Origin of the sequence: Actinomadura napierensis, assembly GCF_039529375.1 — a bacterium.
In the GTDB taxonomy this organism is placed as follows: Bacteria; Actinomycetota; Actinomycetes; order Streptosporangiales; family Streptosporangiaceae; genus Spirillospora; species Spirillospora napierensis.
On record NZ_BAAAMR010000008.1, the window covers coordinates 1 to 24,641 of the forward strand.

Consider the following 24,641-nt stretch of genomic DNA (forward strand, 5'->3'; position numbering starts at 1 on the left):
CGCCGTGCCGCGCCGCCGAACGGGATGCGGACGGGCCCCGGTGGTCCGGGCGGTCCCGGCGGTCCGGGAGGCCCGGGCGGTCCCGGTGGTCCGGGCGGCTTCGGCGGGGACGGCGGCGGACGCAGCGGCCGGCGCGGACGGCGCAAGGACAAGCCGCAGAAGACCGGCTGGCGGAGGTACGTCCCGAACTGGAAGATCGTCACCGCGGTCGTCACGGTGGGGATCCTCGGGATGGCGACGCTGATCGGGGTGGCCTACGCCAACACCCCGATCCCGCTGGCGAAGCAGGCCGACGTCACGAAGCAGGCGTCGGTCATCAGCTACGCCGACGGGAAGTCCACGATCGCGCGGGTCGGCATGAACCGCGAGATCCTGCCGCTCGCCAAGATCCCGAAGACGGTCCAGTACGCGGTGCTCGCCGCCGAGGACCGGGAGTTCTACAACGAGCCCGGCATCTCGCCGACCGGCATCGCCGGAGCGGTGTACCGCGCCGCGACCGGCGGGGACGTCAACGGCGCCTCGACGATCACCCAGCAGCTGGCCCGCAACTACTACCAGGGCCTGAGCCAGAAGCGGACCGTCAGCCGCAAGCTCAAGGAGATCCTGATCTCCGTCCGGATGGGCAACGAGAAGTCGAAGGACTGGGTGCTCGAGCAGTACCTCAACACGGTCTTCTTCGGGCGCGACGCGTACGGCGTCCAGGCCGCCTCGCGCGCCTACTTCCACACGACCGTCGACAAGCTCACCCCCTCGCAGGCGGCGCTGCTGGCGGCGATGATCCAGCGGCCGACCTACTTCAAGTCCTACGGCTCCGACTCCGACCCGGCGAAGCAGGCGCTCATCGCCCGCTGGAACTACGTCATCTCCGGCATGGAGAAGAAGCAGTGGATCACGCCGGAGGAGAGGGCCAAGGCGAAGTTCCCGCAGACGCAGAAGAAGTGGAGCGACATCAAGGACACGGGGCAGGCCGGGTACCTCACCGACCGTGTCATCGCCGAACTCGCGTCGCTCGGCATCTCCAAGCAGCGCGTCCAGACCGCCGGGCTGCGGATCACGACGACGTTCGACAAGGATCTGCAGGACTACACCGCGACGGCCGTCAAGGAGCTGAAGCAGGAGAAGCACTTCAACAGCACCATCCACTTCGGCCTCACCATGGTGAACCCGAAGACCGGCGGGGTGGTCGCCGCCTACGGCGGCCCGAGCTACAAGACGCAGCAGTTCGATGACTCCTTCCAGGGTCTGGTGCAGCCGGGTTCGTCGTTCAAGCCGGTCGTGCTGGCGACCGCGCTGGACAACGACGTCAGCCTGAAGACGACGCTGGACGGCCACTACCGGCGGATCATCAACGGGACGCCGTTCACCAACGACAGCCGGTCGGAGAACGGCGTCTTCGACCTGAAGGAGATGACGGCCAAGTCCATCAACACCGCCTACGTCGACCTCGGCCAGAAGGTCGGGCTGGACAAGGTGGTGGACATGGCCAAGAAGATGGGCATCCCGGCGAACACCGAGGGGCTCAACGCCAACTACACCTCGCTGCCCCTGGGCGTCATCACCGCGACGTCGGTCACGATGGCGTCGGTGTACCAGACGTTCGCCGCCGGCGGAGTGCACCGGCCGGCGCACGTGATCCAGTCGATCACGGACGCGAACGGCAACCCGATCGTGAACGACGCGGGCAAGCCGGTGAAGAAGGAGCCGTGGGGCAAGAAGGACACCCAGGTCTTCGACGCGGGTGTCGCGGCGGACGCCACGGAGGCGATGCGCGGGGTCGTCACGCACGGCACCGGTACCGGGGCCAGCCTCGGCGCCCGCCCGGTCGCCGGCAAGACCGGTACGTCGTCGCAGAACAAGTCCGCCTGGTTCGTCGGCTACACGCCCGAGTACGTGACGGCCGCCGCGATGTGGCGGTCGACCAAGGACGGCAAGACCCAGAAGTCCCTGGTCGGCATCGGCGGGTACAGCCAGGTCTACGGTGGTACGGTCCCGGCCGAGCTGTTCAAGATGGTCATGACGAAGGCGCTCGAGGGCAAGGAGATCACGCCCTTCCCGCCGGCGGTCTACGGCGGCACCGTCGCCCCGTGGGCGGTCGCGAAGCCGGACCCGACCACGTCGCCGACGAACTCCCCGTCGCCGACGAACTCGCCGAAGTGCAACGGCAACGGCCAGGGCCGGCAGCAGAACGGGCAGCCCTGCCCCTCCAGGACGCCGAACCCGACGAACACGCCGACGGCTCCGGCGACGGGCCAGCCCTGCAACAGCATGGGCATGCCGTTCAACTGCGACCCGAACCTCCCGCCGAGCGACCCGAAGGCCCTGGAGCGATGGTGCAAGACGCACCCGAACAACCAGGCCTGCAAGACGGAGGACCCGGGAGGTCAGGAGCCGAACGGGACCACCAACAACTGAGCGCGAGCGCGTGAACGGAACGGCCCGGAGCCCGGCGGCTCCGGGCCGTTCCGCTTTCCCGAGGGTTTCCTGCACGTCCGGGCGCGCGGGCGGTGCGCGGGCGTGTTCTTTGCGCGTCGACCAATAGTCTGCTGTCCATGTCGTCGTCTTTTGAGAGGGTCGCGATGGCGGGCGCCGCGACCGGGACGGGTCCGGCCGGGGAACGCGGCCGGCTGGCACGGCTCGCGCCCGTCCTGGCGGGTGCGGCCGCCGTGGTGTGCGCGCTGGGCTGGTTGCAGAAGCAGCCGTGCGCCTCGGCGAAGTTCGACTTCATCAAGACGACGACGCGCGCCTGCTACACCGACGTGTACCCGCTGTACTACGTGCGCGGCCTGAACGACGGGAAGGTCCCCTACTTCGACTCGTTCACCGGCTCCGACATCCACCACGTCGAGTACCCGGTGCTGAGCGGCGGGTTCATGCAGCTGGTGGCGTGGCTCGTCCGGCCGTTCGGGGTGGACGAGCGCGGGATGGCGTTCTACAACGTGACCGCGCTGCTGCTGGCCGTCCTGGCGGTCGTCGCGGTGCTGGCGACCGCGTACGCGGCGGGGCGCCGGTCGCTGCGGGCCGGGCTGATGGTGGCGCTGTCGCCGTCGTTGCTGCTCACCGCGTACATCAACTGGGACCTGCTCGCGGTGGCGCTGTCCGCGCTGGCGTTGGCCGCGTGGTCGTCGCGCCGGCCGGCGCTGGCCGGCGCGCTGCTCGGGCTGGCGGTCGCGGCGAAGTTCTATCCGCTGCTTTTCCTCGGCCCGCTGGTGCTGCTGTGCGTCCGCGCCGGGCAGTGGCGCGCGATGGGACGGATGCTCGCGGGCACCGCGGGCGCCTGGCTGGTCGTGAACGTGCCGGTGATGGTGTTCGCGTGGGACGGCTGGGTCGAGTTCTACTCCTTCAGCCAGAAGCGCGGCATCGACTGGGGCTCGATCTTCTTCGTCCTGCAGGACCACGGGCTGTCGGACATGGCGGCCGACACCGACCAGCTGAACCTGGCCGGGACGGGAACGTTCCTGGTGCTTGCCGCCGGGATCGCGGTGCTCGCGCTGGCTGCGCCGCGCCGTCCCCGCCTGCCGCAGCTGATGTTCCTGGTGCTGGTCGCGTTCATGCTGCCGAACAAGGTCTGGTCGCCGCAGTACGTGCTGTGGCTGCTGCCCCTCGCCGTCCTGGCGCGCCCCAAGCTGCCGGCCTTCCTGGTCTGGCAGGTCGGGGAGATCCTTTACTTCTTCGGCATCTGGTGGTACCTGCTGTCGGTGTCGTTGCAGGTACCCGGCTCGGACCTGTCGTCGACCCTGTCGGCGGCGCTGCACCTGGACGCGCCGGAGGGCGGCATCAGCCACGACGTGTACACCATCGCGCTGCTCGCCCGGTTCGTCACCGTGCTGGCGATGGCGGTGCTGGTGGTGTGGGACGTCCTGCGCCCGTCCGGCGACATCGTGCGGACGGGCGGGGAGGACGATCCGGCCGGCGGGGTGCTCGACGGCGCGGACGACGTGGTCTCGCTCCGCCGGTGGCGGGGCGCGCGGCACCTGCGCACGGACACGGCCGCGGCCCCCGCCGGCTGAGGCGTCAGCGCGATGTGAGGATTCCGTAGGTGAATGCCGGGGAGGATCGCGGCGGGCGGGACGCGGGCCCCGTTGACCCCGCCCGCGAGGAGGACGACCGGCGGGAGACGGCGTGAACGCGAATCTGGCACTGGACGAACTGCTCGCCGGACGGCTGCGGCCGGGCGTCTACCAGTGGCGGGCGCCCGCCGTCCCCGGCGCCGTCGGCGACACGTCCTGGATCGGGCGGGCGGAGGAGGCCGGCTGGCGCGGCTTCCACCTCGACGGCCGCCGCGTCCAGGACAAGGACGCGTTCCTGCGGCTGTGCGCGGAGGTCTTCGAGTTCCCCGACTGGTTCGGCGGCAACTGGGACGCCCTGGACGACTGCCTCTCCGACCTGTCCTGGACGCCCACCAAGAACGGCTACGTCGTGCTGTACGAGTCGTGGGCCGAACTGGCCGACAGCGACCAGGCCGCGTTCCGGACCGTCCTCGACGTCTTCGGCGGCGCGGTCAAGGCCTGGCAGGACACCCCCACGCCCCTGGTGGTGCTCCTGGCGAGCGTGGGCGTGGAGGTGGCGGGCGTTCCCCGGCCGGCGTGACGGCGCGCACGCGCCCGGACGCTCAGTACGTGCTGGTGGTCGCGGCGCTGCCGAACATGATCGCCCACAGCCAGACGTAGAAGATCCAGAAGATCACCCAGCCGGCGGTGACGATGTAGCCGAGGATCAGGCCGGCGATGGCCATGCCCGAGCCCTCCTCGTGCGTCCGCTTGATCTGGCCCTGCGCGACGTGCCCGAAGATGATCGCCAGGACGGACGTCAGGCCGCAGCTGACGAAGCCGACCAGCCCCAGGACCATCGACGCGGTCGCCATGCCGTTGGTCCCGCGGCCGGTCGGAGCGCCGCCGCCGCTGTAGTAGTGGTGCTGCACCGCCGGCTGCGAGTAGGGCTGGGGAGCGTAGGGGTCGTTCGAGCCGTAGCCGTAGGGATCGTACGGGGGCTGGGCCATGGGGGGCTCCCGATCGGTTCGCGCGCCGCCGCCGGGTGGACGCGCGTGCGCTGATGGGCTGGGTTCCGGATTATGCCAGTGTGACGGGACATCGCGCGTTTGTCGCCATGCCGGTCGTCACTGGGTTGGATGCCCGGCGGGCCGCCCCGGTTCCACGTATGGCCTGATCCTGCCAGGGTCCGCGGCCGGCCCACGCGTTCGCCCCCGGCGCCGGGCCCGGCGCCGTCAGAGGTTGTCGCGCAGCCAGCCGATGTCGGCGGCCTGGCCGGCGGCGGGCGTCTCCACGACGACCGGCGCGTCCGCGGCCCGCACCACGGTCAGGATCAGCTCGGGGTCGATGCTGCCGCTGCCGAGGTTGGCGTGCCGGTCGGCGCCGGAGCCGAACGCGTCCCGGCTGTCGTTGCAGTGCACGAGATCGATGCGGCCGGTTATGGCCTTGATCCGGTCGACGGCGTCGACGAGCTCCTCGCCGGCGGCGTGCGCGTGGCAGGTGTCGAGGCAGAAGCCGAGCTTGTCCTCCAGCGCGGGGACGCCCGACAGCACCTCCCACAGGCGGGAGATCCGGTCGAACTTGCGGGCCATGGCGTTGCCGCCGCCCGCGGTGTTCTCGATGAGCACCGGGATCGGGCACTCGGTGCGCTCGAACACCTTGCGCCAGTTCTCGAAGCCCGTCTCCGGGTCGTCGTCCTTCAGCACGTGCCCGCCGTGCACGATCAGGCCCTTCGCGCCGATCGACGCGGCCGCCTCCAACTGCTGCGCGAGGTTCTTGCGGCTCGGGATCCGGATCCGGTTGTTGGACGTCGCGACGTTGATCGTGTAGGGGGCGTGCACGTAGACGTCCACGCCGGAGCTCTCCAGCGCCTCGAAGCCCTCCGGCAGGACGGGCTTCTTCCAGCCCTGCGGGTCGCCCAGGAAGAACTGGACGACGTCGGCTCCGACCGCGCGGGCGTTGGCGAGCGGGTCGGTCTGGTCGACGTGGGCTCCGATGCGCATGGCACCGAGGTTATCCGCGCGGTCGGACGTTTCGCCCCGCAACGCGCCTCGCGGCCGGGGCGGGGGCCGGGGGCCGGGGCCGCGCCGTCAGAGGGAGAAGCCGCCGTGGCTGATCGCGAAGCCGGCGCCGACGAACGAGCCGACCATGCCGATCACGTTCAGCCAGCGCTCGTTGGTCGTCGCCGAGATCATCTGCGAGACGAGCGCGAGCGGCAGGCCGATCACGCCGACCACCAGGCCGGCGAAGTGGGCCGCGGGGATGCCGCCGCCGAGGACGAGGGCGGCGATCCCGAGGGTGAACGCCGCGACGGCGAGGACGTCCTGCAGCCGGTGGCTCTCGGACTCCGCCCTGCTCCCGGCGGTCGCGTGCCTCGTCCCGGCTACCTCCTCTGGCATCCGGACCTCCTCACTTCGTGGTGCCCGCGCGGGACGCATGGTGAGCGCGGGACCGGACGGACCCTGTGCGTAAAGGAATGCCCAGCCGATCCGAAGATCAACCGGCGGCGGCGCTCGGAAATGTCGGCGGCACCCGGTACGGTCGAACATGGATTCGAGAACGCCGGTGGGGATCCGCCGGCGCGGATCCAGGAGGAGCACGAACCGTGAGGGAGAGCGTGCCGGCCCGCGCGGGCCGGGGAGCGGAGGCGAGGCGATGAACTCCAGCGAACTCGGGGTCATCGGCGACGCGGAGCTCGTCGAGGAGCTGTCCATGCTGACCACCCAGACGGCGCGCATGCGCGCCCGGATGGCCGACATCATGGCCGAGCTCGACCGGCGGCGCCGCGGCGCCCGCGGCCATCCGGCCGCCCGCCGCTAGCGCCCCCGGGGCCCGGGACCGCGGACCCGCCCGGAACAGGCTCGTACGCTGCCGACTGTTGGTAGCCTGTACCGGTCTCGTGGCAGGTGCGCCCGGCGAATCCGGGTCCGGCGCCGCCGCGGGAGACGCAAGAGCCCTCCTGTCACGGAGAGACCGTGACCGCCAGCCCAGAGGAGGTAGGGACACAGCATGCGTCGTTACGAACTGATGGCGATCCTCGAGCCCGGCATCGACGAGCGCACCGCGAACGCGGCGCTCGACCCGTTCCTGAAGGTCGTGAAGGACGGCGGCGGCAGCGTCGAGAAGGTCGACGTGTGGGGCCGCCGGCGCCTGGCGTACGAGATCCAGAAGAAGTCCGAAGGCATCTACGCGGTGGTCGACCTGTCGGCTGAGCCTGCCACGGTCAAGGAGCTCGACCGGCAGCTCAACCTGAGCGAGTCGATCCTCCGTACCAAGGTCATCCGCCCCGAGGTCCACTGAGCCCGGCTCAGTCCTCACACCAGCCGGAGCGAGCCCCACCATGGCAGGCGACACCGTAATCACGATCGTCGGGAACCTCGTCGAGGACCCGAACCTCCGCTTCACTTCCAGCGGCCAGGCGGTCGCGTCCTTCCGCATCGCGTCGACGCCGCGGTTCTTCGACCGCCAGAGCAACGACTGGAAGGACGGCGAGGCGCTCTTCCTGACGTGCAACGTCTGGCGGCAGGCCGCCGAGAACTGCGCCGAGACCCTGCAGCGCGGCATGCGCGTGATCGTGCAGGGCCGGCTCAAGCAGCGCTCGTACGAGACCCGCGAGGGTGAGAAGCGCACCGTCTTCGAGATCGAGGTCGACGAGGTCGGCCCGTCGCTGCGCAACGCCACCGCCAAGGTCAACAAGACCCAGCGGCAGGGTGGCGGCGGCGGATTCGGCGGCGGCGGCGGTCAGGGTGGCGGCGGCTTCGGCGGCGGTGACCAGGGCGGCGGCGGTTTCAGTGGCGGCGGCCAGCAGGGCGGCGGCGGCTTCGGCGGCGGCGGCCAGCAGGGCGGCCAGCAGGGCGGCCAGGCCAACGACCCCTGGGCCACCGGCGGCGGTGGCGGCGGGGGCGGCGGCGGCTTCTCCGACGACCCGCCGTTCTAACCGGCACCCGAACAGCAAGACCAACGACATTTCCACGTCCATTCCCGCGTGAGCGGGGCTCTCCCAAAGGAGCACCACGATGGCGAAGCCACCTCCCCGCAAGCCGAAGAAGAAGGTTTGCGTTTTCTGCCAGGAGAAGATCTCCTACGTCGACTACAAGGACACGGGCCTGCTGCGGAAGTTCATCTCCGACCGCGGCAAGATCCGTGCCCGGCGGGTGACCGGCAACTGCACCCAGCACCAGCGGGACGTCGCCGTGGCGATCAAGAACGCCCGCGAGATGGCGCTGCTGCCCTACACCAGCACCGCGCGCTGAGGCAGGGGGTAACGAACATGAAGCTCATCCTGACCCAGCAGGTCTCCGGGCTCGGCGAGCCCGGTGACGTCATCGAGGTCCGCGACGGCTACGGCCGCAACTACCTCGTTCCCCGCGGGTTCGCGATCAAGTGGACCCGGGGCGCCGAGAAGGAGATCGACTCGATCAAGAAGGCGCGTTCGGCCCGCGAGATCGCGACCGTCGAGCACGCCAAGGAGGTCGCCGGCCGGCTGGCGGCGCTGCGCGTGACGCTGCGCACCCGCACCGGCAGCAACGGCCGGCTGTTCGGCGCGGTGACCGCCGCCGACATCGCCGAGGCCGTGCGTGCGGCCGACGGTCCCGAGCTGGACCGCCGCCGGATCGAGATCGGCAACCCGATCAAGACGGTCGGCACCCACCGGGTGAGCGTCCGGCTGCACAGCGACGTCAACGCCACGATCGACGTCAACGTCGTCGAGGCCTGACCGGCGCCGCCGCCGGGGCGGGGTGGGGGACGTCCCCCGAAGCGACCCTGGCGGCGCGCCGACCCGCTTTTCGAACGACCCTCGCGTACCGGGATCAACCCGGACGCGGGGGTCGTTCCGCTTTCCGGCCGGGCGTGCGCCGCCGGTCCGGGTCGCCCCTGGTCCCCGCAATCTCTTGCACAAGAACAGGGTCAACCCCTCCCGGATCTCTCTGGGTTTCATGTGAAACGTCCCTGAACCGCCCGTTGTTTGGGTGATCGTCTGAGCGGCCATGACGTTCCGTGATCAGATCATCGCGGGGCGAAAGGGGACGGTGTTGATCGCGCAATCGGGGGACGGCGCGGCCGGCCGGGAACGCGACGGGACGGCGGTGACCCGCCGGTCGGTCATCGGCGGCGTGGTGGGCGCGGGGCTGCTGGAGGTCCTGGCGTTCGGATCACCGTTCCAGGGCACGGCGACGGCGGACGCGGCGCCGGACGCGCCCCTGTTCACCGCGGACGCCCCGCACGTCTACACGCGCGCCCAGTGGAGGGCCCGGTCGCCCAAGCGGCCGGGCAAGATCCTTGGCCGCGCGCCGGACCACATCGTCGTGCACCACACCGACACGGCGAACTCCAACGACCTCACGGTCGCGCACGCGTTCGGGCTGTCGCGCTACATCCAGAACTTCCACATGGACAAGCGGGGCTGGGACGACTGCGGGCAGCAGCTCACCATCAGCCGGGGCGGTTTCGTGATGGAGGGCCGGAACCGGAGCCTGGCCTCCATCCGGGACGGTGACCTGGTGGTCGGCGCGCAGGTGCTGCACAACAACGAGCACACCATCGGGATCGAGAACGAGGGCACCTACATGAAGAAGGCGGCCCCGGGCCGCCTGTGGTCCTCGCTGACGGAGGTGTGCGTGTGGCTCTGCCGGGCGTACGACCTGGACCCGGCCGAGGCCATCGTCGGGCACCGCGACTACAACACGACCTCGTGTCCGGGCGATGTGCTGTACTCGCGGTTGCCGACGCTGCGCCGGGCGGTCGCGGCGCGGCTGGAGGGCTCGTCGAGCGGGGGCCCGAAGCCGAAGCCGAAGCCGAAGCCACCGCCGAAGCCGGATGACCCGGGCAACGGGCAGGGCGGGAACCCGTACGACTACTACCACGGCGATGACGGCGACGACTGGCCGGGACTGCTTAACCTGAACTGGTGACCCGGCCGGGCGGTCGCGCGGCCGGGGGCGCGCTCAGTTCTCGGGGGTCGTGTAGCGGGTGCGGCGGCGGGCGATCTCCGGGTCGATGCCCTCGACCAGCGACCAGATGCCGGCGACGCGTTCCACCAGCGTCTCGGGCGGCAGCCCGGCCAGGCCCTCCGCCGCCAGGTCCTCGATCGCCTGCGTGAGCCGGGCCATCCGCTCGCCATGGGTGGAACACATGTTCGAATAGTAGCGAGTGGGGCGGGGGAGACGGGTGGGCTTCCGAAAATCCCCGCCTCCCCCGCGCGCGGCGGCGCACTTCAGGCCGCGGGCACCCGGGCGGCGCCGAACCAGCGGGTCAGCGTGTCGCCGAGCGGCGTCGCGTCGTCGGAGGTCCACGCGACGAACCCGTCCGCCCGCACCAGGATCGACGCGCCCGGCGCCAGGTCGCACGACCCGGTGACCACGTCGACGCGGCCGGCCCAGTCAGCCGCCTCGGCGGCGTGCGCGTCGTCCGCGGTGATGACGAGCCCGCGCCCGGACCGCTGGAGGTCGGCGAGCCGCACCTCGCCACCGGGTGTTCGGACGGTCGTCTCCGGCGCGTAGCAGCGGCCGACGAGGTCCTGCGCGGAACCGAGGTCGTACCGCACGTCCGTCCCGGTGATGAGGCCGGTGAGGTAGCGGTTCGCGTCGTCATGGTCGAGCATCCGGGTGACGATCTCGCGCAGCGCGTCCACGTGCGGGCCGGGGCGCAGCAGCGCCACCTGCGCGCGCGTGTTGTCCAGCACGCGCGCCGCGACCGGCCGCCGCTCCTCGGTGTAGGTGTCGAGCAGGGCGTCCGGCGCCTCGCCGCGCGCCACCAGCGCGAGCTTCCAGCCGAGGTTCGCGGCGTCGCCGAGGCCGAGCAGCAGGCCCTGCCCGCCGAACGGCGAGTGCACGTGCGCGGCGTCCCCCAGCAGCAGGACGCGCCGGTCGCGGTAGGTGCCGGCCAGGCGCGCGTTGTCGGTGAAGCGGGTGAGCGACGACGCCGACCTCAGCGTGATCCGCGTGCCGGTGATCCGCCGCGTGGCGGCCTGCACCTCCTCCAGCGTGACGGGCGCGTCGCGGTCGGCGGGCGGGCCGTCGAACTCGACCATGAGCAGCCGTCCGGGCACCGGCCCGTTGACCATGAGCCCGCCGGGGAAGCGGGTCCAGCCGCGCGGGGCGAAGTCGGGGTCGTCCAGGTCGGCGAGCGCCTGGTGGCCGGTGATGACGCCGTCCGTGCCGGGGAACGCGAAGCCGCCGAGCTTGCGGACGCGGCTGCGTCCGCCGTCGGCGCCGGCGAGGTGCCCGGCGTGCAGCTCGTACGGTCCGTCCGGGCCGTCGACGGTCACCGTGACGCCGGTGTCGTCCTGCTCGTAGCCGGCGAGGTCGTGCTGGCGCCGGATGTCGGCGCCCAGCCCGGCGGCGTGCTCGGCGAGCACTTCTTCGAGCCGGTCCTGCGGGATCATGGTGAGGCCCGCCGCCGGGTAGGGCGTCTCACGCAGCGCCCAGATTCCGGCGAAATGGCCGCGCACCACCGGTCCGCCGGCCGCTCCGCCTCGGCGTGCGGGCTTGCCGAGCCCGGCCATGACCTCGCGCTGGACCCTCGCGACGGCCTCGGTGAGGCCGCGCCGGTCGAGCATCTCGGCGGCGCGCCCGTGGATCGCGCCCGCCTTCACGCGCCGGTCCTGCCTGCTGGACGAGGTCGGCCTGGACGGGCTGAGCCTGCGCCGGCTGGCCCGCGAGCTGGGCGTGCAGGCGCCCGCGCTCTACTGGCATTTCAAGAACAAGCAGGAGCTTCTCGACGAGATGGTCTCGATGATGGCCGTCGAGGGGTACGGGCCGGAGGCCCCTGGTCCGGGCCAGTCGTGGGACGACTGGCTGGCGGAGCGCGCCCGCCACCTCCGTGACGGCTACCGCGCCCACCGCGACGCCGTCCGCCTCGCCGCCGGCAGCCGCCCCACCGCCGACCGGGGGCCCGCGATAGAGGGGATGCTCCGCGTGATGTGCGACGCCGGGTTCACGCCGGGCGAGGCGCTGCTCAACATGCTCGTGCTCACGGACTACATCGGCGGAGCCGTCCTGGAGGAGCAGGCCGGGCTCGGCCGCGACGACGACGGGCTGGACCGCCTGGAGGGCGCGCCGTCCGCCGGTGACCTGCTCGCCGAGGCCGTCGCCGAGGTCCAGGGGTCCGAGGGCGCCTTCGAGTACGGGCTCGGGCTGCTCCTCGACGGGATGCGCGCCCGGCTCGCGGCCCGCGACGCCGCTACCGGACGGCGCCCGTCACCATCCAGCGGTCGCCCCGGGCCCGCAGGCCCAGCGTGACCAACCGCGTTCCCATCCACAGGCCGATCGCCGCCCAGAGCCCGGCGATCCCCGCGTCCGCCCCGTACAGCAGCAGCGCCGCCGGCAGGAACACGACCGTCGCGACCAGCGTCGTCACGGCCAGGTACGCGCCGTCGCCCGCGCCGATCAGGATCCCGTCCAGGACGAACACCACGCCCGCGACCGGCTGCAGCACCGCCACCAGCACCAGCGACACCAGCAGCAGGTGCCGGACGTCGCCGTCCGAGGTGAACAGGTCCGGCAGCCACGGCCGCGCCGCCAGCACGGCCAGCCCGAACACCACCCCGCAGGCCACGCCCCAGCCGACCATCCGCCGGGTGACCGCCCGCGTCCCGGCCACGTCCGCCGCGCCCAGATACCGGCCGGTGATCGCCTGCCCCGCGATCGCGATGGCGTCCAGCGCGAACGCCAGCAGCGTCCACACCTGGAACCCCACCTGGTAGGCGGCGATCTCCGCGTCGCCCATCCGCGCCGCGATCGACGTCCCGACGATCAGCACGATCCGCAGCGCGGCCGTCCGCAGCAGCAGCCCGAAGCCGGCCGTCGCCGACGTCCGGAGCCCCGCCCAGTCCGGGCGGACCGGCGCGCCCTCCCGCCGCGCGCCCCGCAGCACCACGGCGACGTAGACCGCCGCGCTGGCGGTCTGCGCAAGCACGGTGCCCCACGCCGACCCGGCGATCCCCCACCCGAGCACCAGCACGAACACCACGTTGAGCAGCAGGTTCAGCGAGAATCCGCCGATCGAGACGGCGAGCGGCGTCCGGGTGTCCTGCAGGCCGCGTAGGACGCCCGTCCCGGCCAGCACCACCAGCATCGACGGGATCCCGAACAGGCTGATCCGCAGATACGTCTCCGCGTACGGCGTCACCGCGGCGGACGCGCCGAACGCGTCCACGATGTAGGGGATCAGCGGCCAGCCCGCCGCGATCAGCACCGCGCCGATCGCGACCGCCAGCCACATCCCGTCGATGCCCTGCCGGACCGCCGCCCGCCGGTCCCCCGCGCCGATCTGCCGCGCGACCCCGGCCGTGGTGCCGTACGCCAGGAAGACGCACAGGTAGACCAGCGTGTTCAGCGCCTGACCGGCGACGCCGAGGCCGCCGAGCTGCGCCGTCCCGAGATGGCCAACGATCGCCGAGTCGGACAGCAGGAACAGCGGTTCGGCCACGAGCGCGCCGAACGCCGGCACCGCCAGGCGCAGGATTTCCCGGTCATGCCCGCTCGCCCGGAACCTCAGCACTGCGCACTCCGGCCTCTGTAAGACTTCAAAGAAGTTCACACCTTACAGCACCCGGATCCGCCGACTTTCTCTCCCCCACACCCGGTGGACGGCGTTATCGCAGCTCACGACGGTACCGGTAAAGCGGCGAACGAAGTTTCCCCAGAGTTGTCCACAGGTCGTGCACAACGTGTCCCGCGTGTCTGCACAGGTATTCCACAGGTTCGTCCACACGACGCTTTGCTCTTGGCCGCGTGGGCTCGGGAGAATGTCGGACGCCTGAGGTAGACGTGGGATGAACGGTCGGCGATGGGCGGACGGGGCGCCCGGCGGCCGGGAGAGAAAGGGGGTGCGCCAGGTGAGCGTGACCGAGCTCGGACCGCACGAGCAGGAGTTCGAACGCACCCCACCGCACGACATCGCGGCCGAACAGGGAGTCCTCGGCGGCATGCTGCTCTCCCAGGACGCGATCGCCGAGGTCGTCGAGGTGCTGCGCACCCAGGACTTCTACCGCCCCGCGCACCAGATCATCTACGACATCGTCCTGGACCTGTACGGCCGCGGCGACCCCGCCGACGCCGTCACCGTCTCCGGCGAGCTCACCAAGCGCGGCGAGATCGGCCGCATCGGCGGCGCGCCCTACCTGCACACGCTGATCTCCTCGGTGCCCACCGCCGCCAACGCCGGCTACTACGCCAAGATCGTGCACGAGCGCTCGGTGCTGCGCCGCCTGGTCGAGACCGGCACCCGGATCGTCCAGATGGGCTACGCCGCCGACGGCGCCGACGCCGACGAGGTGCTCGACCGCGCCCAGGCCGAGGTCTTCGCCATCGCCGAGAAGCGCGTCGGCGAGGACTACGTGGCGCTCAGCGAGATCATGCCCGGCGCCCTCGACGAGATCGAGGCGATCGGCAGCCGCGGCGGCCAGATGGTCGGCTGCCCCACCGGCTTCGCCGACCTCGACGCCCTCACCAACGGCCTCCACCCCGGCCAGATGATCGTCGTCGCCGCCCGCCCCGCGATGGGAAAGGCGATTGAGCTTTCAACTGTCTTGCCGACGCCCACGGGCTGGACGACGATGGGCGAGGTCAACGTAGGTGACCACCTGATCGGAGCCGACGGAAAGCCGACCCGCGTCGTCGCAGCCACCGAGGTCATGCACGGCCGCCCCTGCTACGAGGTCGAGTTCTCCGATGGCGAGGTCATCGTCGCCGACGCCCAGCACCAATGGCGCACCATCATGGACACCGGCGACGGTCCGGCCGAACGCCGCGCTGATCGAGCGCACGGCGCACGACGTCCCGGCGCGGATGAGGGATCGGCGGACGGCGAACGGCCCATCGCGGGCGACACCCCGCATGACCGTCGCGGCGGCGTCCACGATCTCTCCGATCACCATGACGGCGCCTTCCGACGTGCCTTCGAGGGGGCGCGGCCGGTCACGGTCGGCGCCGGCTCGGGCAAGCCGGAGTACCCAGTCGCCGCGAGCCTCGCTACAGGACGGAGCGACCCCCTCCACCCCGTTCACGCGGCAACGGACGCTCTCAGCCTCCCTGCGGAACCGTGCAGCGCTGCCTCGCCGTCATCTCCGCGTACCGCAGTCCCGGCCCTCGTCGGCGGTGCCCACCACACGCGTACGACCGGCCCGTGGTCGCGGACGTCCGCTGCCCGAGGCGAGGCCTGCATCTCGTGGCCGGCCGGCGGCGGGCGGTCGCCCGCGCGTCCTCGCCGCGCCGGCGAGCGCAACGTCAGCACCGCTTGCGCCGCCGAAGGAGACCGGCGGCGCGTCCGGGGCGCGGCCCAACCGGGGATCCGGACGACCGAGGAGATCTTCGGCTCCCTGCGCCGCGGCGGGCGTCCCGTCCACGCGGTGGAGGTCGCCGCGCCCTTCGACCTGCCCGAGGCCGACCTGCCCGTCGACCCCTACGTCCTCGGCGCGTGGCTCGGCGCGGGGGAGGACGGCGACGAGGCCATCACCTGCCTCGACGGCGCGGTCCTCGCCCAGATCGAACTGGCCGGCCAGCCGGTCGTCCCCGAGCTCTTCCCGGGCTGCTACCGGCTGCCCGGGCTGCGCGGGCACCTCGCCGGCCTCGGCGTGCTGGACGGCAGGCACGTCCCGGCCGCGTACCTGAGGGCGTCCATCGCCCAGCGCCGCGCGCTGCTGGCCGGCCTCCTCGACGTCTGCGGAAAGACCTCCCCCGACGGCCGCGTCCACGTCGCCGTCCCCTCCGCATGGCTCGCCGAGGGAATCGGCGAGCTCGTCCTGGGCCTCGGCCACCGCGCCACCCGGACCCTCGACCCGGCGGGCGAGCCGATGCACCAGATCGGCTTCATCCCGCACCAGACGGTGTTCCGGTCCCCGCACAAGGCCGGTCGGCAGCGCACGGCCGTCCACGGCGACGCGCGGGTGCGGTACATCGTGGACGTGCGGCCGGTCCCGAGCGTGCCGGTGCGGTGCGTCCAGGTCGACAACGCCGACCACATGTACCTCGCCGGGCGGTCCTGCATCCCGACGCACAACTCGACGCTGGCGCTCGACTTCGCCCGTGCCGCGTCCATCAAGCACGGCCTGACCTCCGCGTTCTTCAGCCTGGAGATGGGCCGCAACGAGATCACGATGCGGCTGCTGTCGGCGGAGGCGCGGGTGGCGCTGCACGCGATGCGGTCCGGCACCATGCAGGACGAGGACTGGACGCGTCTCGCCCGCCGGATGAGCGAGGTCGCCGAGGCGCCGCTGTTCATCGACGACTCGCCGAACATGTCGATGATGGAGATCCGGGCGAAGTGCCGGCGGCTGAAGCAGCAGCACGACCTGCGGCTGGTGATCATCGACTACCTGCAGCTGATGACGTCCGGCAAGCGGGTCGAGAGCCGCCAGGTCGAGGTGTCGGAGTTCTCCCGCTCGCTGAAGCTGCTCGCCAAGGAGCTCGGCGTCCCGGTCATCGCGCTGTCGCAGCTCAACCGTGGTCCCGAGCAGCGCACCGACAAGAAGCCCATGGTGTCCGACCTGCGTGAATCTGGCTCGATTGAGCAGGATGCGGACATGGTGATCCTTTTGCACCGCGAGGACGCCTACGAGAAGGAGTCGCCGCGCGCGGGTGAGGCCGACCTGATCGTGGCCAAGCACCGTAACGGCCCCACCGCCACGGTGACGGTCGCGTTCCAGGGCCACTACAGCCGATTCGTCGACATGGCCCAGTAGCGGTCCGTGCGCGGCGGCGAACCCGTCCCGCGGGCCGGAGGTTCTGTGGCTGCTGGTCACCGTGGACGACCGATACATGCGCCGACGCCTCGGCTTCCAGCGTCGCGCCCGCCGCATCGCGTTCGGCGGCTCCGGGGGGCAGCGGCAGCAGCCGTTCGGACCTGGGCCTGCACAACGTCCTATGGGGCGCGGATCTGCGGATCGCCGGGCTCACCGACCTCGACCACGGCCGCGGTAGGGGGTCCCGCCATCGATGTCGCCCCGCTCAATAGGGGACGTCGACTCCTGCTTCGCGTAGTACGGCCAGTGCCAGTGACAGGCATGCGTCCGCGTCGGCTCCGTCGGCGCGCATTCCGTGTGGCAAGGGGCCGCCGCTCGCTGCGAAGGTCCAGGCGGGGCGTCCTTCGGCGAGGCGCTCGGGGTCCACTCTGAGGGTGGCGTGCACGCCCTGTTCCGCGAGCCATTCCAGGATGAGCAGCGCGGCGTCCTCGATGCCGTCCTGCGTCTTCGGCTTACGCGTCGCCACGCCAGGACTCTAGCGACGGGGCTTTCGGTGAACTTGGGTGGATTCGATCGCGTCCATCTGAGGGTGCGGGAGAAACGGTGGGGGCGGTGCGCGGTGCTGGTGGTCGCCGTGGTCGCGGCCGTGGTGGGGGTCGCCGGGTTGGTGACGGCTGACCGGGGGGTCGAGCGGCGGTCCGCCGTGGTGTCGGGGGTGCCGGTGGAGGTGGTGCGGCCCGAGGGAGAGGCGCGGCGGCTTCCGGGGGTGGTGGTCGCGCACGGGCTGTCGGCGAGCATGCAGCTCATGCGGGGGTTCGCGGACACGCTGGCGCGTCGCGGGTACGTGGTCGAGCTGGTGGATCTCGCGGGTGGCGGCGCCAATACCGAACGGTTGCCGAACATGGGAGACGGGCCGGCCGCGGACGCGCGGCTGGACCGGGACCTGGACGTCGCGGTCCGTCATCTGCGGACCCTGCCGGGGGTGGACGGCGCGCGGATCGGCCTTCTCGGCCATTCGATGGGCGCCGCCGCCGTGGTGCGTTACGCGGAAGCGCATCCGGACGTTCGGGCGACGGTGGCCATTTCGCAGGGGACGATGCCGTTCGGCGGGGCGGCTTCGCGTCCGCGGAACCTGCTCCTGCTCGCGGGCGGCCTGGAGTTCGCCGACTTCCGTGACGGGGCCGTCGGCGCGCTCCGGGCGGCTTATCCACAGGGGCGTGCCGGCGTCACGTACGGGGATCCGCGCGCGGGGACGGCGCGGCGGGCCGTCATCGTGGGCGGCGCCGAACATGTCGGTGTCCTCTTCCAGCCGCGGACGCACCGCGAGGCGGCCGCCTGGTTCGATCGGGCTTTCGGCCGTCCCGCCGGTGGGAGTGTTGGGATCCGGCCGTTCCAGCGGGCGGGATCGGCGATGCTGCTGCATCTGGCGGCCGTGCTGAGTTTCGGCGCGATCGCGTCGGCGCTGCTGGGGCGGCCCGTTGGTGAGCGCGGCGGGCACGCGAAGCTGCCGTTGCCCCTTGTTCTGGGCGCGCCTGCGGGCGCTGTCCTGGCGGCGGTCGCGGGCGTCGCGGTCATTCCGCTAGGGCTGCTGCCGGTGGGGTTGGCGGGGCCGCTGGCCGGGTTCTTCGGCGTCATCGGCGTCCTGTGCGCCGCGGTGCGGCTCGTCCGGCGCAGGGGCCGCGAGGAGGCGGGCGGACGGTCGTGGAGGCGGATCGCCACGGCCGCCGTCGTGCTGGTGGTGTTGACGGTGGTGTCGTTCGCCGTGCCGGCTCAGTTGGGTTGGGCGCATGCCGTTCCGGTCGGGCCCCGGCCCTGGGCGCTGGCGGCGGTCGCCTTGTGCGCCATGGTGTTCTTCGCCGGGATCGAGGCGTTGTGCGAGGGATATGGCGCGCGGGCCGCCGCGCTGATCCACGCCTGGACGGCGGCCGGGGCACTGGCCGGTCTGGGGCTGGCCGCCGTCCTCGGCCTGGTGTCGTGGTTCGTGCTGCTGGTGGCGCCGCTGATCGCCGCGCTGCTGGTCTGGCAGGGCGTCCAGGCGGCGGCGCTGCGCGCGGTCCGGGCGCCCGTGTGGGTGACCGCGCTGGTCGGCGGCGTCCTGCTGGCCTGGCCGATCGCGGTGACGATGCCGATCGGCTGACGCCACGGCGGGCTCAGCGGACGGGACGCTCGAAGACGAGCTCGCGGCCGTCGAGGTCGTCCCACTGCTCGCCGACGTGGGTGAATCCGTGGCCGGCGAGGGTGGCGAGGGACGCGGCGTTGCGGGGGCCGACCGAGGCGCGGACGGTCCGGACGGACGGTTCGGCGGTGGCGCGGTCCAGGAGGGCGGCGAGCATGGCGGTGGCGTGGCCGCGGCGCCGGTGGGCGGGGTCGACGGAGTAGGAGATCTCGACGGTGCCGTTCTCGTCGGGCGCGGAGTGGAAGCCGCAGTGCCCGACGACGGCGCCGCCGGGTTCACTGACGGCGGCGCGGACGATCCAGGCGGCGTCCTCGGGGGACCGCTGCAACTGGTCGAGCCGGTACCGCCAGAGCCATTTGGCGTCGTCGTCGACAAAGTACTCGGTGAGCGGGGCGCCGGCGAGGGCGGAGGCGGCGGAGAGGTCACCGTCCAGCAGAGCGGTCATGACCGGAGGCGGGAGTTCGACGAAGTGCAGGGTCATGGGCGGGTTTTCGCGTGGTGGTCGGTGACGCGGGTGAGCAGCTCGGTGAGCTGCACGCGTTCTGGCGGGGACAGCGGCGCGAGCAGCGCGTCCTGGATGCCGGCCAGGACATCGTCGAGTTCGCGCAGGTGGCGGCGGCCGGCGGGGGTGAGCGTGATGATGTTGCGCCGCCGGTCGGCCGGGTCGGGGGCGCGTTCGACCAGCTTCTTGGCGGCCATCTCGTTGAGGGCGGCGACGACGTCGCTGCGGTCGATGGCGGCGCGCCGGCCGAGGTCGGCCTGGCTGGCCGGGCCGTACTCCTCCAGCGTGGCGAGCAGCCGGTAGTGGTACCCGCGCGCGCCGGCGGCGGCGAAGCCGTCGGCGACGAGCCGGTGGCTCTGCGCGGAGGCCTGGCTGATCAGCCAGCTGGCGGCGTGCCGGAGCCGTTCGGGCGGCCGGGCGTCGTCGGAGATCACGCGCGCCAGTCTACTTGTTGGCAGAGCCAACGATCCACGCTACTGTGGGGCGTACCAATATTGGCCATGCCAACAAATGGAGGGGCCATGGACAACGACGAACTGATCGAGCTGGTCGGACGGCTCGGCCGGTGGCTGGACGACAAGCGCTTCGACGACGCCCACGCCGTCTTCACCGAGGACGCCGAGGTCACGACGCCCGGCGGGACGTCCAGGGGAGCCGACGCGCTGGCCGTGCAGGCCCGCCGCAACCACACCGTCCCGACGCAGCACTTCATCACGAACCCGCTGATCGAGGTCGACGGCGACCGGGCCGCCATCGACGCCAACCTGCTCGTCGTCTTCGCGCACGACGGCGGGCCGCGCGTGCTGGGCGAGCGGTACGCCCTGGAGGCGGCCCGCACGCCGGACGGCTGGCGGATCTCCCGGGTCCGCTCGAGCGTGGTCTGGGAGTTGCAGAACGCCTGACGTCAGGGGGTGGTGAGCCGCTCGGACAGCTCGCGGAGCCGGGCGCGGGCCTTCGGGTCGTAGGCCTGGTCGCTCGCGCGCGACTCCCGCAGCCCGTTGAAGAACCGGCCGGACACCTCGTCCAGGGCCGGGTCGGTGACGAGCCGGTGCGTCGCGCGGACGCCCTCCTCCAGCGTGCTGATCGGCGACGGGACCATCTTCGTCGGCATGTAGGTGGCCGGGTGCAGGGCGGTCGCGGTGACGCCCGTCCCGGCCAGCTCGGCGGCGAGGTCGACGGTGAACATGATCTGCGCGAGCTTGCTCTGGCCGTAGGCGCGGGTCCCGTTGTAGCCGCGGGTGATCATCGGGTCGTCGAAGTCGATGGCGGCCTGCCCGAGGCTGCTGACGTTGACGATGCGGGCCGGCGCGGAGGCGGTCAGCACCGGCAGCAGCAGCCGGGTCAGCAGGTACCCGGAGAGGTAGTTGACCTGGAAGGTCAGCTCGTGGCCGTCGGCGCTCTCCCGGCGCGGCCCGGCGGTCCCGATCCCGGCGTTGTTGACCAGGACGTCCAGCCGGGGATGGTCGGCGCGGACCGCCTCGGCGAGCGCGCGGGTCTCGGCGAACGACGCCAGGTCGGCGCGGTACCAGGACGCCCGGCCGCCGATCTCCTTGAGGGTGTCCTCGCCGCGCCGGTCGTCGCGGCCGTGCACCAGCACCGTCGCGCCCTCGGCGGCGAGCTCGCCGGCCAGGGCGCGGCCGAGCCCGTCGGTCGCGCCGGTGATCAGGATGGTCTGCTGGTCGATGGGACGCATGGCCCCATCCTGCTCGGCGGGCGGCGGAGGTAACCAGGGCCCGCTCAACCTGGTATTCGATCTACCAGGCTGGGCGCGCCGCCGCGGGACGCGGGTCACGGCCGGTCGAGAACTCCCGGACGAGCTTCACGAACTCGTCCGGACGCTCCTCCAACGCGACATGGCCGGTGTCCAGCTCGGCGTAGTCGCGCGGACCGCTTTGGCTAGGACGGGCGGTCCCAGTCTGAGCCCTTCGAACATGCAGGCCGGGCGCGGAATCATGGGGGCATGCAGATGGACCGCACGGAGCTCGCCGACTTCCTCCGCCGCTCCCGCGAGCGGCTGCGCCCGCAGGAGGTCGGCCTGCCCGCCGGGCCGCGCCGCCGCACCCCGGGGCTGCGCCGCGAAGAGGTGTCGCAGCTCGCGGGCATGTCGGCGGACTACTACATGCGCCTCGAACAGGCCCGCAGCCCGCAGCCGTCGGCGCAGCTGCTCGGCTCGCTCGCCCGTGCGCTGCGGCTGACCGCGGACGAGCGCGACCACCTGTACCTGCTCGCCGGGCACCGGCCGCCGGCGGGCCCGTTCGCGGGCGAGCACGTCCGGCCGGGCCTGCTCTACCTGCTGGACCGGCTGCACGAGACGCCCGCGCAGATCCTCGGTGACCTCGGCGACCTGCTCGCTCAGAACGCCCTCGCCGAGGCCCTTTTCGGCTGCGTCTGCACGGTCGAGGAGCCTGACCGGAACATCGTGTGGCGGTGGTTCACCGACCCGTTCGTCCGGTCGGCGTATCCGGAGGACGAGCACGAGCACCACAGCCGGCAGCACGTCGCCCACCTGCGTGCCGCCGCCGTCCGCCGCGGCAACGACGCCGCCGCGTCCGCGCTGGTCGAACGGTTGCACGGCGCGAGCGAGGAGTTCACCCGGCTATGGGAGCGGCACGAGGTCGCCGTCCACCGCACCAGCCGGATGAAGGTGCTGCACCCGGAGATCGGCGCCATCGAGTTCGACACCGAGGCCCTGCTGACCCCGGCCGAGGACCAGCGGGTGTTCGTCTTCACGCCGCCGCCCGGCTCGGGCGCCATGGAGGCCCTCGAACTCCTCCGCGTCATCGGCCCAGAGACGGCGCACCGCAGCCACGTGTGACTAGCGGGCGGCGAGCCGCCAGAGGGACGTCGTCTCGGCGGCGCGGGCGGCGTGCAGGGGGTCGTCGGCGTCGGCGGTGCGGGGATGAGCGGGCTTGGTGTCGAGGCGTCCGGCGACGGTCAGGCCGGCCGCGTCGAACAGCCCGAGCAACTCCTCGCGCGAGCGCAGCCCGAGGTGTTCGGCCAGGTCGGACATGATCAGCCAGCCCTCGCCGCCCGGTTCCAGACGGCCGGCGAGACCGGCCAGGAAACCGCGCAGCATCCGGCCGCCCGCGTCGTACACCGCGTGTTCGAGCGGCGTAGCCGGCTTGCCCGGAAGCCAGGGCGGGTTGCACACGATGAGCGGCGCGCGTCCTTCCGGGAACAGGTCGACCTGGACGAGTTCGACGCGCTTGGCCAGGTCCAGCCGCTCGATGTTGTCGTGGGCGCAGGCAAGCGCGCGCGGGTCCTGGTCGGTGGCGACGACGCGTTCCATCCCGCGCCGCGCGAGCACTGCGGCGAGCACGCCCGTCCCCGTACCGATGTCGAACGCGACCGTCGTCGCGGGCAGCGGCGCTTGCGCGACGAGGTCCACGTACTCGCCCCTTACCGGCGAGAACACCCCGTAGTGCGGGTGGACGCGATCGCCTCCCAGCGCAGGGATCGGCACGCCCTTCTCCCGCCACTCGTGCGCGCCGACCAGCCCGAGCAGCTCCCGCAAGGACGTGACATAGGGCTCGTCAGCCGGACCGTACGCCTCCGTGCACGCCGCTACGACGTCCGGTGCGCGCCGTAGCGGGATCGTGTGTCCGGGCTCGACCGGGATGAGGAGCATGCCGAGCGTACGGGCGCGCTGCGCGCGCGCCTGCCGGTAGAGGTGGAACGCCTGGACCTGGGACGGCTGCTCCGTCTTGCGCTTGCGTTTACGCGGCGTCCGGTCGACCCGCCGCGCCATCGCCGTGAGCAGTTGGCGCGCGTTCTGGAAGTCGCCGCGCCACAGCAGCGCCGTGCCCTCGCAGGCCAGCCGGTACGCCTCGTCGGCCCGCGTCGCGTCGTCGGCGGCCACCACGCGGCGGGGCGGAGCCGCGCCGCTCTCCGACCGCCATCGCGCCGAGCGGTCCCGGCCGTCCTCGTGCCAGCCGATCACGGTCCGCTCGTCCACAGGGAGCAGGGTAGCGGCGGCGGGGAGCCCGGTGGGACGATCAACGCATGCGTCTACCAGGTCCGTTGCACGTGCTGAACGAGGGCCTGGCCTTCCTGCTGGAGATCGCCGCGCTCGCAGCGCTGGCGTGGTGGGGCTTCACCACGGGCGGGAACATGATCGTCCACATCGTCCTCGGCATCGGGACGCCGGCGGCGGCGATGGTCCTGTGGGGGATGTTCGCCGCGCCCCGCGCCCGCTTCAAGGTCGCGCTGCCGTTCGTGCTGCTGGTGAAGGCGGTCGTCTTCGGCGCCGGGGCCCTCGCGCTCTATGGCGTCGACCACACCGCCCTAGCGGTCGCCTTCGCCATCGTCGCCGTCCTTAACACCGCCCTGGCCACCGCCGACCGCGACGCCGCCTTCCGCGCCGCCGTCGAGTGACCCCATGGCGGCGAGGTCGGCGCTGGACAGGTGCCGGGACGTCTCCGCGAGCTTGCGGAGCGCGGCCTCCGACGGCGAGCCGGGCTCGGCGGCGTAGAGCATCAGCCGGCTGAGCTCGGGGTCGCCCGGCAGGTGCAGGGTCTCGAACGGCAGGACGAGCCGTCCGACGTCGGGGTGGTCGATGCGGGCCTCGCCGTACGCCAGGTCGGTGACGTGGTGCGCCGACCACAGCCGCCCGAACTCGGGGCTCCGCTCCCGCAGGTCGCCGATCAGCGCGCGCAGGCGCGGGTCGTCCGGGTCCTGCCCGGAGCGGAAGCGCAGGTAGGCGACGTTGCGGCGGGCGACCGTGATCCAGTTGTCCCCGAGCCGCACCCGGTAGTCGGCGTTGAGGTGGATCTGGTGCGACCAGGTCCGCTCGTCCGGCGGGACGTTCGCGAGGTCGACGAAGATCGCGGCGGTGAGCCGGTTCCAGCCGACGACGTTGGTGTAGTGCCCGACGACGTACGCGGGCGCGTGCGTGATCGAGTCCAGCAGGTGCTGGAGCGGCGGACGCAGCCGGGCGGGGGCGCGCGGGCGGGAACGGCGCGGCGGATGCGCGAGCCGGTGCAGGTGGGCGTGCTCGTCGGCGTCCAGCCGCAGCGCCCGCGAGATCGCGTCGAGGATCTCGGTGGACACACCGTCCGCCGTGCCCTGCTCCAGCCGGATGTAGTAGGCGACGCTGACGCCCGCCAGCTGCGCCAGCTCCTCGCGCCGCAGTCCCGGCACGCGGCGGCGCGTCCCGTAGGAGGCGACGCCGGCGTCCTCGGGACGCAGCCGTGCCCGCCGCGACTTGAGGAAATCGCCCAGTTCGGTGTTGCGCGCCATGCCGGTGAGATTATCCGTTAAGCCTGCTACTGCCGGTGGTACGAAAGGCCGGGGGCT

At 72.3% G+C, this 24,641-nt stretch carries 27 protein-coding genes; 15 read left to right on the forward strand and 12 right to left on the reverse strand.

The features are described 5' to 3' along the window. From ABD296_RS06795 to ABD296_RS06805, 3 genes are all read left to right on the forward strand, one after another. A partial coding sequence (locus ABD296_RS06795; protein WP_344262649.1) for a transglycosylase domain-containing protein occupies positions 1–2,412 on the forward strand: 2,412 nt, incomplete at its 5' end. Positions 2,413–2,549: 137 nt separating this feature from the next. Beyond that, complete coding sequence (locus ABD296_RS06800; RefSeq protein WP_344262651.1) at positions 2,550–4,007, forward strand: glycosyltransferase family 87 protein; 1,458 nt, start codon at positions 2,550–2,552, stop codon at positions 4,005–4,007. A gap of 112 nt (positions 4,008–4,119) precedes the next feature. Then, on the forward strand, positions 4,120–4,587 hold the full coding sequence (locus ABD296_RS06805; protein ID WP_344262654.1) for a barstar family protein: 468 nt from the start codon (positions 4,120–4,122) through the stop codon (positions 4,585–4,587). 22 nt (positions 4,588–4,609) lie between these two features. On the opposite strand, the gene ABD296_RS06810 is transcribed toward ABD296_RS06805, so the two are convergent. The 3 genes from ABD296_RS06810 to ABD296_RS06820 form a co-directional block, all read right to left on the reverse strand. After that, positions 4,610–4,996: a DUF4190 domain-containing protein gene (locus tag ABD296_RS06810; protein ID WP_344262656.1), complete on the reverse strand. Its 387-nt coding sequence runs from the start codon at positions 4,994–4,996 to the stop codon at positions 4,610–4,612. A gap of 225 nt (positions 4,997–5,221) precedes the next feature. Next, positions 5,222–5,989, reverse strand: a complete 768-nt coding sequence (locus ABD296_RS06815; RefSeq protein WP_344262658.1) for a deoxyribonuclease IV — start codon at positions 5,987–5,989, stop codon at positions 5,222–5,224. Positions 5,990–6,076: 87 nt separating this feature from the next. Next, complete coding sequence (locus tag ABD296_RS06820) at positions 6,077–6,385, reverse strand: hypothetical protein (RefSeq protein WP_344262660.1); 309 nt, start codon at positions 6,383–6,385, stop codon at positions 6,077–6,079. A 256-nt stretch (positions 6,386–6,641) separates the two neighbouring features. On the opposite strand from ABD296_RS06820, the gene ABD296_RS06825 reads away from it, so the two are divergent. The 6 genes from ABD296_RS06825 (at position 6,642) to ABD296_RS06850 (ending at position 9,898) form a co-directional block, all read left to right on the forward strand. Beyond that, positions 6,642–6,806, forward strand: coding sequence for a hypothetical protein (locus ABD296_RS06825; RefSeq protein WP_344262662.1), 165 nt, complete (start codon positions 6,642–6,644; stop codon positions 6,804–6,806). A gap of 189 nt (positions 6,807–6,995) precedes the next feature. After that, a complete protein-coding gene (gene rpsF / locus ABD296_RS06830) occupies positions 6,996–7,286 on the forward strand; it encodes a 30S ribosomal protein S6 (RefSeq protein WP_344262664.1) in 291 nt (96 codons plus the stop codon). Between the two features lie 40 nt (positions 7,287–7,326). Continuing rightward, a complete protein-coding gene (locus ABD296_RS06835; RefSeq protein ID WP_344262666.1) occupies positions 7,327–7,923 on the forward strand; it encodes a single-stranded DNA-binding protein in 597 nt (198 codons plus the stop codon). 79 nt (positions 7,924–8,002) lie between these two features. Beyond that, complete coding sequence (gene rpsR / locus ABD296_RS06840) at positions 8,003–8,239, forward strand: 30S ribosomal protein S18 (protein ID WP_344262668.1); 237 nt, start codon at positions 8,003–8,005, stop codon at positions 8,237–8,239. A gap of 17 nt (positions 8,240–8,256) precedes the next feature. Further along, a complete protein-coding gene (gene rplI, locus ABD296_RS06845; RefSeq protein WP_344262670.1) occupies positions 8,257–8,703 on the forward strand; it encodes a 50S ribosomal protein L9 in 447 nt (148 codons plus the stop codon). Positions 8,704–8,974: 271 nt separating this feature from the next. Next, positions 8,975–9,898: a peptidoglycan recognition protein family protein gene (locus ABD296_RS06850; protein WP_344262672.1), complete on the forward strand. Its 924-nt coding sequence runs from the start codon at positions 8,975–8,977 to the stop codon at positions 9,896–9,898. A gap of 33 nt (positions 9,899–9,931) precedes the next feature. Here the strand turns inward: ABD296_RS06850 and ABD296_RS06855 are convergent, their stop codons facing one another. Together ABD296_RS06855 and ABD296_RS06860 are read right to left on the reverse strand one after the other, a co-directional pair. Then, positions 9,932–10,120 (reverse strand): hypothetical protein, encoded by a 189-nt coding sequence (locus ABD296_RS06855; RefSeq protein WP_344262674.1) that lies wholly within the window; start codon positions 10,118–10,120, stop codon positions 9,932–9,934. A gap of 80 nt (positions 10,121–10,200) precedes the next feature. Beyond that, positions 10,201–11,580, reverse strand: a complete 1,380-nt coding sequence (locus ABD296_RS06860) for an FAD-dependent monooxygenase (RefSeq protein ID WP_344262676.1) — start codon at positions 11,578–11,580, stop codon at positions 10,201–10,203. On the opposite strand from ABD296_RS06860, the gene ABD296_RS06865 reads away from it, so the two are divergent. Continuing rightward, positions 11,522–12,226 (forward strand): TetR/AcrR family transcriptional regulator C-terminal domain-containing protein, encoded by a 705-nt coding sequence (locus tag ABD296_RS06865; protein WP_344262678.1) that lies wholly within the window; start codon positions 11,522–11,524, stop codon positions 12,224–12,226. The two genes, ABD296_RS06860 and ABD296_RS06865, sit on opposite strands and share 59 nt — an antisense overlap. Here ABD296_RS06865 and ABD296_RS06870 read toward each other — a convergent pair. Then, entirely contained in the window at positions 12,168–13,487 is a 1,320-nt protein-coding gene (locus ABD296_RS06870) for an MATE family efflux transporter (RefSeq protein ID WP_344262680.1), read from the reverse strand. The two genes, ABD296_RS06865 and ABD296_RS06870, sit on opposite strands and share 59 nt — an antisense overlap. A gap of 337 nt (positions 13,488–13,824) precedes the next feature. Between ABD296_RS06870 and dnaB the strand changes: the two genes are divergently transcribed. Next, on the forward strand, positions 13,825–16,668 hold the full coding sequence (dnaB, locus tag ABD296_RS06875) for a replicative DNA helicase (protein ID WP_344262682.1): 2,844 nt from the start codon (positions 13,825–13,827) through the stop codon (positions 16,666–16,668). A gap of 265 nt (positions 16,669–16,933) precedes the next feature. Here the strand turns inward: dnaB and ABD296_RS06880 are convergent, their stop codons facing one another. Beyond that, on the reverse strand, positions 16,934–17,194 hold the full coding sequence (locus ABD296_RS06880; protein ID WP_344262684.1) for a hypothetical protein: 261 nt from the start codon (positions 17,192–17,194) through the stop codon (positions 16,934–16,936). A 63-nt stretch (positions 17,195–17,257) separates the two neighbouring features. On the opposite strand from ABD296_RS06880, the gene ABD296_RS06885 reads away from it, so the two are divergent. After that, a complete protein-coding gene (locus tag ABD296_RS06885; protein ID WP_344262686.1) occupies positions 17,258–18,805 on the forward strand; it encodes an alpha/beta hydrolase in 1,548 nt (515 codons plus the stop codon). Positions 18,806–18,818: 13 nt separating this feature from the next. On the opposite strand, the gene ABD296_RS06890 is transcribed toward ABD296_RS06885, so the two are convergent. After that, a complete protein-coding gene (locus ABD296_RS06890; protein WP_344262688.1) occupies positions 18,819–19,325 on the reverse strand; it encodes a GNAT family N-acetyltransferase in 507 nt (168 codons plus the stop codon). Further along, positions 19,322–19,780 (reverse strand): MarR family winged helix-turn-helix transcriptional regulator, encoded by a 459-nt coding sequence (locus ABD296_RS06895; RefSeq protein WP_344262690.1) that lies wholly within the window; start codon positions 19,778–19,780, stop codon positions 19,322–19,324. The genes ABD296_RS06890 and ABD296_RS06895 overlap by 4 nt, the downstream gene beginning before the upstream one ends. An 87-nt stretch (positions 19,781–19,867) precedes the next feature. Between ABD296_RS06895 and ABD296_RS06900 the strand changes: the two genes are divergently transcribed. Continuing rightward, positions 19,868–20,248 carry a nuclear transport factor 2 family protein gene (locus ABD296_RS06900; RefSeq protein ID WP_344262692.1) on the forward strand — a complete coding sequence of 127 codons (381 nt, stop codon included), beginning with the start codon at positions 19,868–19,870 and terminating at the stop codon, positions 20,246–20,248. 2 nt (positions 20,249–20,250) lie between these two features. On the opposite strand, the gene ABD296_RS06905 is transcribed toward ABD296_RS06900, so the two are convergent. Beyond that, positions 20,251–21,039, reverse strand: coding sequence for an SDR family NAD(P)-dependent oxidoreductase (locus tag ABD296_RS06905; RefSeq protein ID WP_344262694.1), 789 nt, complete (start codon positions 21,037–21,039; stop codon positions 20,251–20,253). A 267-nt stretch (positions 21,040–21,306) separates the two neighbouring features. Between ABD296_RS06905 and ABD296_RS06910 the strand changes: the two genes are divergently transcribed. After that, positions 21,307–22,161 (forward strand): helix-turn-helix transcriptional regulator, encoded by an 855-nt coding sequence (locus ABD296_RS06910; protein WP_344262696.1) that lies wholly within the window; start codon positions 21,307–21,309, stop codon positions 22,159–22,161. On the opposite strand, the gene ABD296_RS06915 is transcribed toward ABD296_RS06910, so the two are convergent. Then, positions 22,162–23,301: a class I SAM-dependent methyltransferase gene (locus ABD296_RS06915; RefSeq protein WP_344262698.1), complete on the reverse strand. Its 1,140-nt coding sequence runs from the start codon at positions 23,299–23,301 to the stop codon at positions 22,162–22,164. 47 nt (positions 23,302–23,348) lie between these two features. On the opposite strand from ABD296_RS06915, the gene ABD296_RS06920 reads away from it, so the two are divergent. Next, positions 23,349–23,720 (forward strand): YrdB family protein, encoded by a 372-nt coding sequence (locus tag ABD296_RS06920; RefSeq protein ID WP_344262700.1) that lies wholly within the window; start codon positions 23,349–23,351, stop codon positions 23,718–23,720. On the opposite strand, the gene ABD296_RS06925 is transcribed toward ABD296_RS06920, so the two are convergent. After that, entirely contained in the window at positions 23,631–24,584 is a 954-nt protein-coding gene (locus ABD296_RS06925; protein ID WP_344262702.1) for a helix-turn-helix domain-containing protein, read from the reverse strand. The two genes, ABD296_RS06920 and ABD296_RS06925, sit on opposite strands and share 90 nt — an antisense overlap. Positions 24,585–24,641: the final 57 nt, after the last annotated feature.

What these genes read in the sequence shown, in the direction of transcription:
- ABD296_RS06800 (WP_344262651.1), top strand. Translation starts at nt 2,550, where the DNA reads ATGTCGTCGTCTTTTGAGAGGGTCGCGATGGCGGGCGCCGCGACCGGG.
- ABD296_RS06810 (WP_344262656.1), bottom strand. Translation starts at nt 4,996, where the DNA reads ATGGCCCAGCCCCCGTACGATCCCTACGGCTACGGCTCGAACGACCCC.
- ABD296_RS06815 (WP_344262658.1), bottom strand. Translation starts at nt 5,989, where the DNA reads ATGCGCATCGGAGCCCACGTCGACCAGACCGACCCGCTCGCCAACGCC.
- ABD296_RS06820 (WP_344262660.1), bottom strand. Translation starts at nt 6,385, where the DNA reads ATGCCAGAGGAGGTAGCCGGGACGAGGCACGCGACCGCCGGGAGCAGG.
- ABD296_RS06825 (WP_344262662.1), top strand. Translation starts at nt 6,642, where the DNA reads ATGAACTCCAGCGAACTCGGGGTCATCGGCGACGCGGAGCTCGTCGAG.
- rpsF (WP_344262664.1), top strand. Translation starts at nt 6,996, where the DNA reads ATGCGTCGTTACGAACTGATGGCGATCCTCGAGCCCGGCATCGACGAG.
- ABD296_RS06835 (WP_344262666.1), top strand. Translation starts at nt 7,327, where the DNA reads ATGGCAGGCGACACCGTAATCACGATCGTCGGGAACCTCGTCGAGGAC.
- rpsR (WP_344262668.1), top strand. Translation starts at nt 8,003, where the DNA reads ATGGCGAAGCCACCTCCCCGCAAGCCGAAGAAGAAGGTTTGCGTTTTC.
- rplI (WP_344262670.1), top strand. Translation starts at nt 8,257, where the DNA reads ATGAAGCTCATCCTGACCCAGCAGGTCTCCGGGCTCGGCGAGCCCGGT.
- ABD296_RS06850 (WP_344262672.1), top strand. Translation starts at nt 8,975, where the DNA reads ATGACGTTCCGTGATCAGATCATCGCGGGGCGAAAGGGGACGGTGTTG.
- ABD296_RS06855 (WP_344262674.1), bottom strand. Translation starts at nt 10,120, where the DNA reads ATGTGTTCCACCCATGGCGAGCGGATGGCCCGGCTCACGCAGGCGATC.
- ABD296_RS06890 (WP_344262688.1), bottom strand. Translation starts at nt 19,325, where the DNA reads ATGACCCTGCACTTCGTCGAACTCCCGCCTCCGGTCATGACCGCTCTG.
- ABD296_RS06900 (WP_344262692.1), top strand. Translation starts at nt 19,868, where the DNA reads ATGGACAACGACGAACTGATCGAGCTGGTCGGACGGCTCGGCCGGTGG.
- ABD296_RS06905 (WP_344262694.1), bottom strand. Translation starts at nt 21,039, where the DNA reads ATGCGTCCCATCGACCAGCAGACCATCCTGATCACCGGCGCGACCGAC.
- ABD296_RS06910 (WP_344262696.1), top strand. Translation starts at nt 21,307, where the DNA reads ATGCAGATGGACCGCACGGAGCTCGCCGACTTCCTCCGCCGCTCCCGC.
- ABD296_RS06920 (WP_344262700.1), top strand. Translation starts at nt 23,349, where the DNA reads ATGCGTCTACCAGGTCCGTTGCACGTGCTGAACGAGGGCCTGGCCTTC.
- ABD296_RS06925 (WP_344262702.1), bottom strand. Translation starts at nt 24,584, where the DNA reads ATGGCGCGCAACACCGAACTGGGCGATTTCCTCAAGTCGCGGCGGGCA.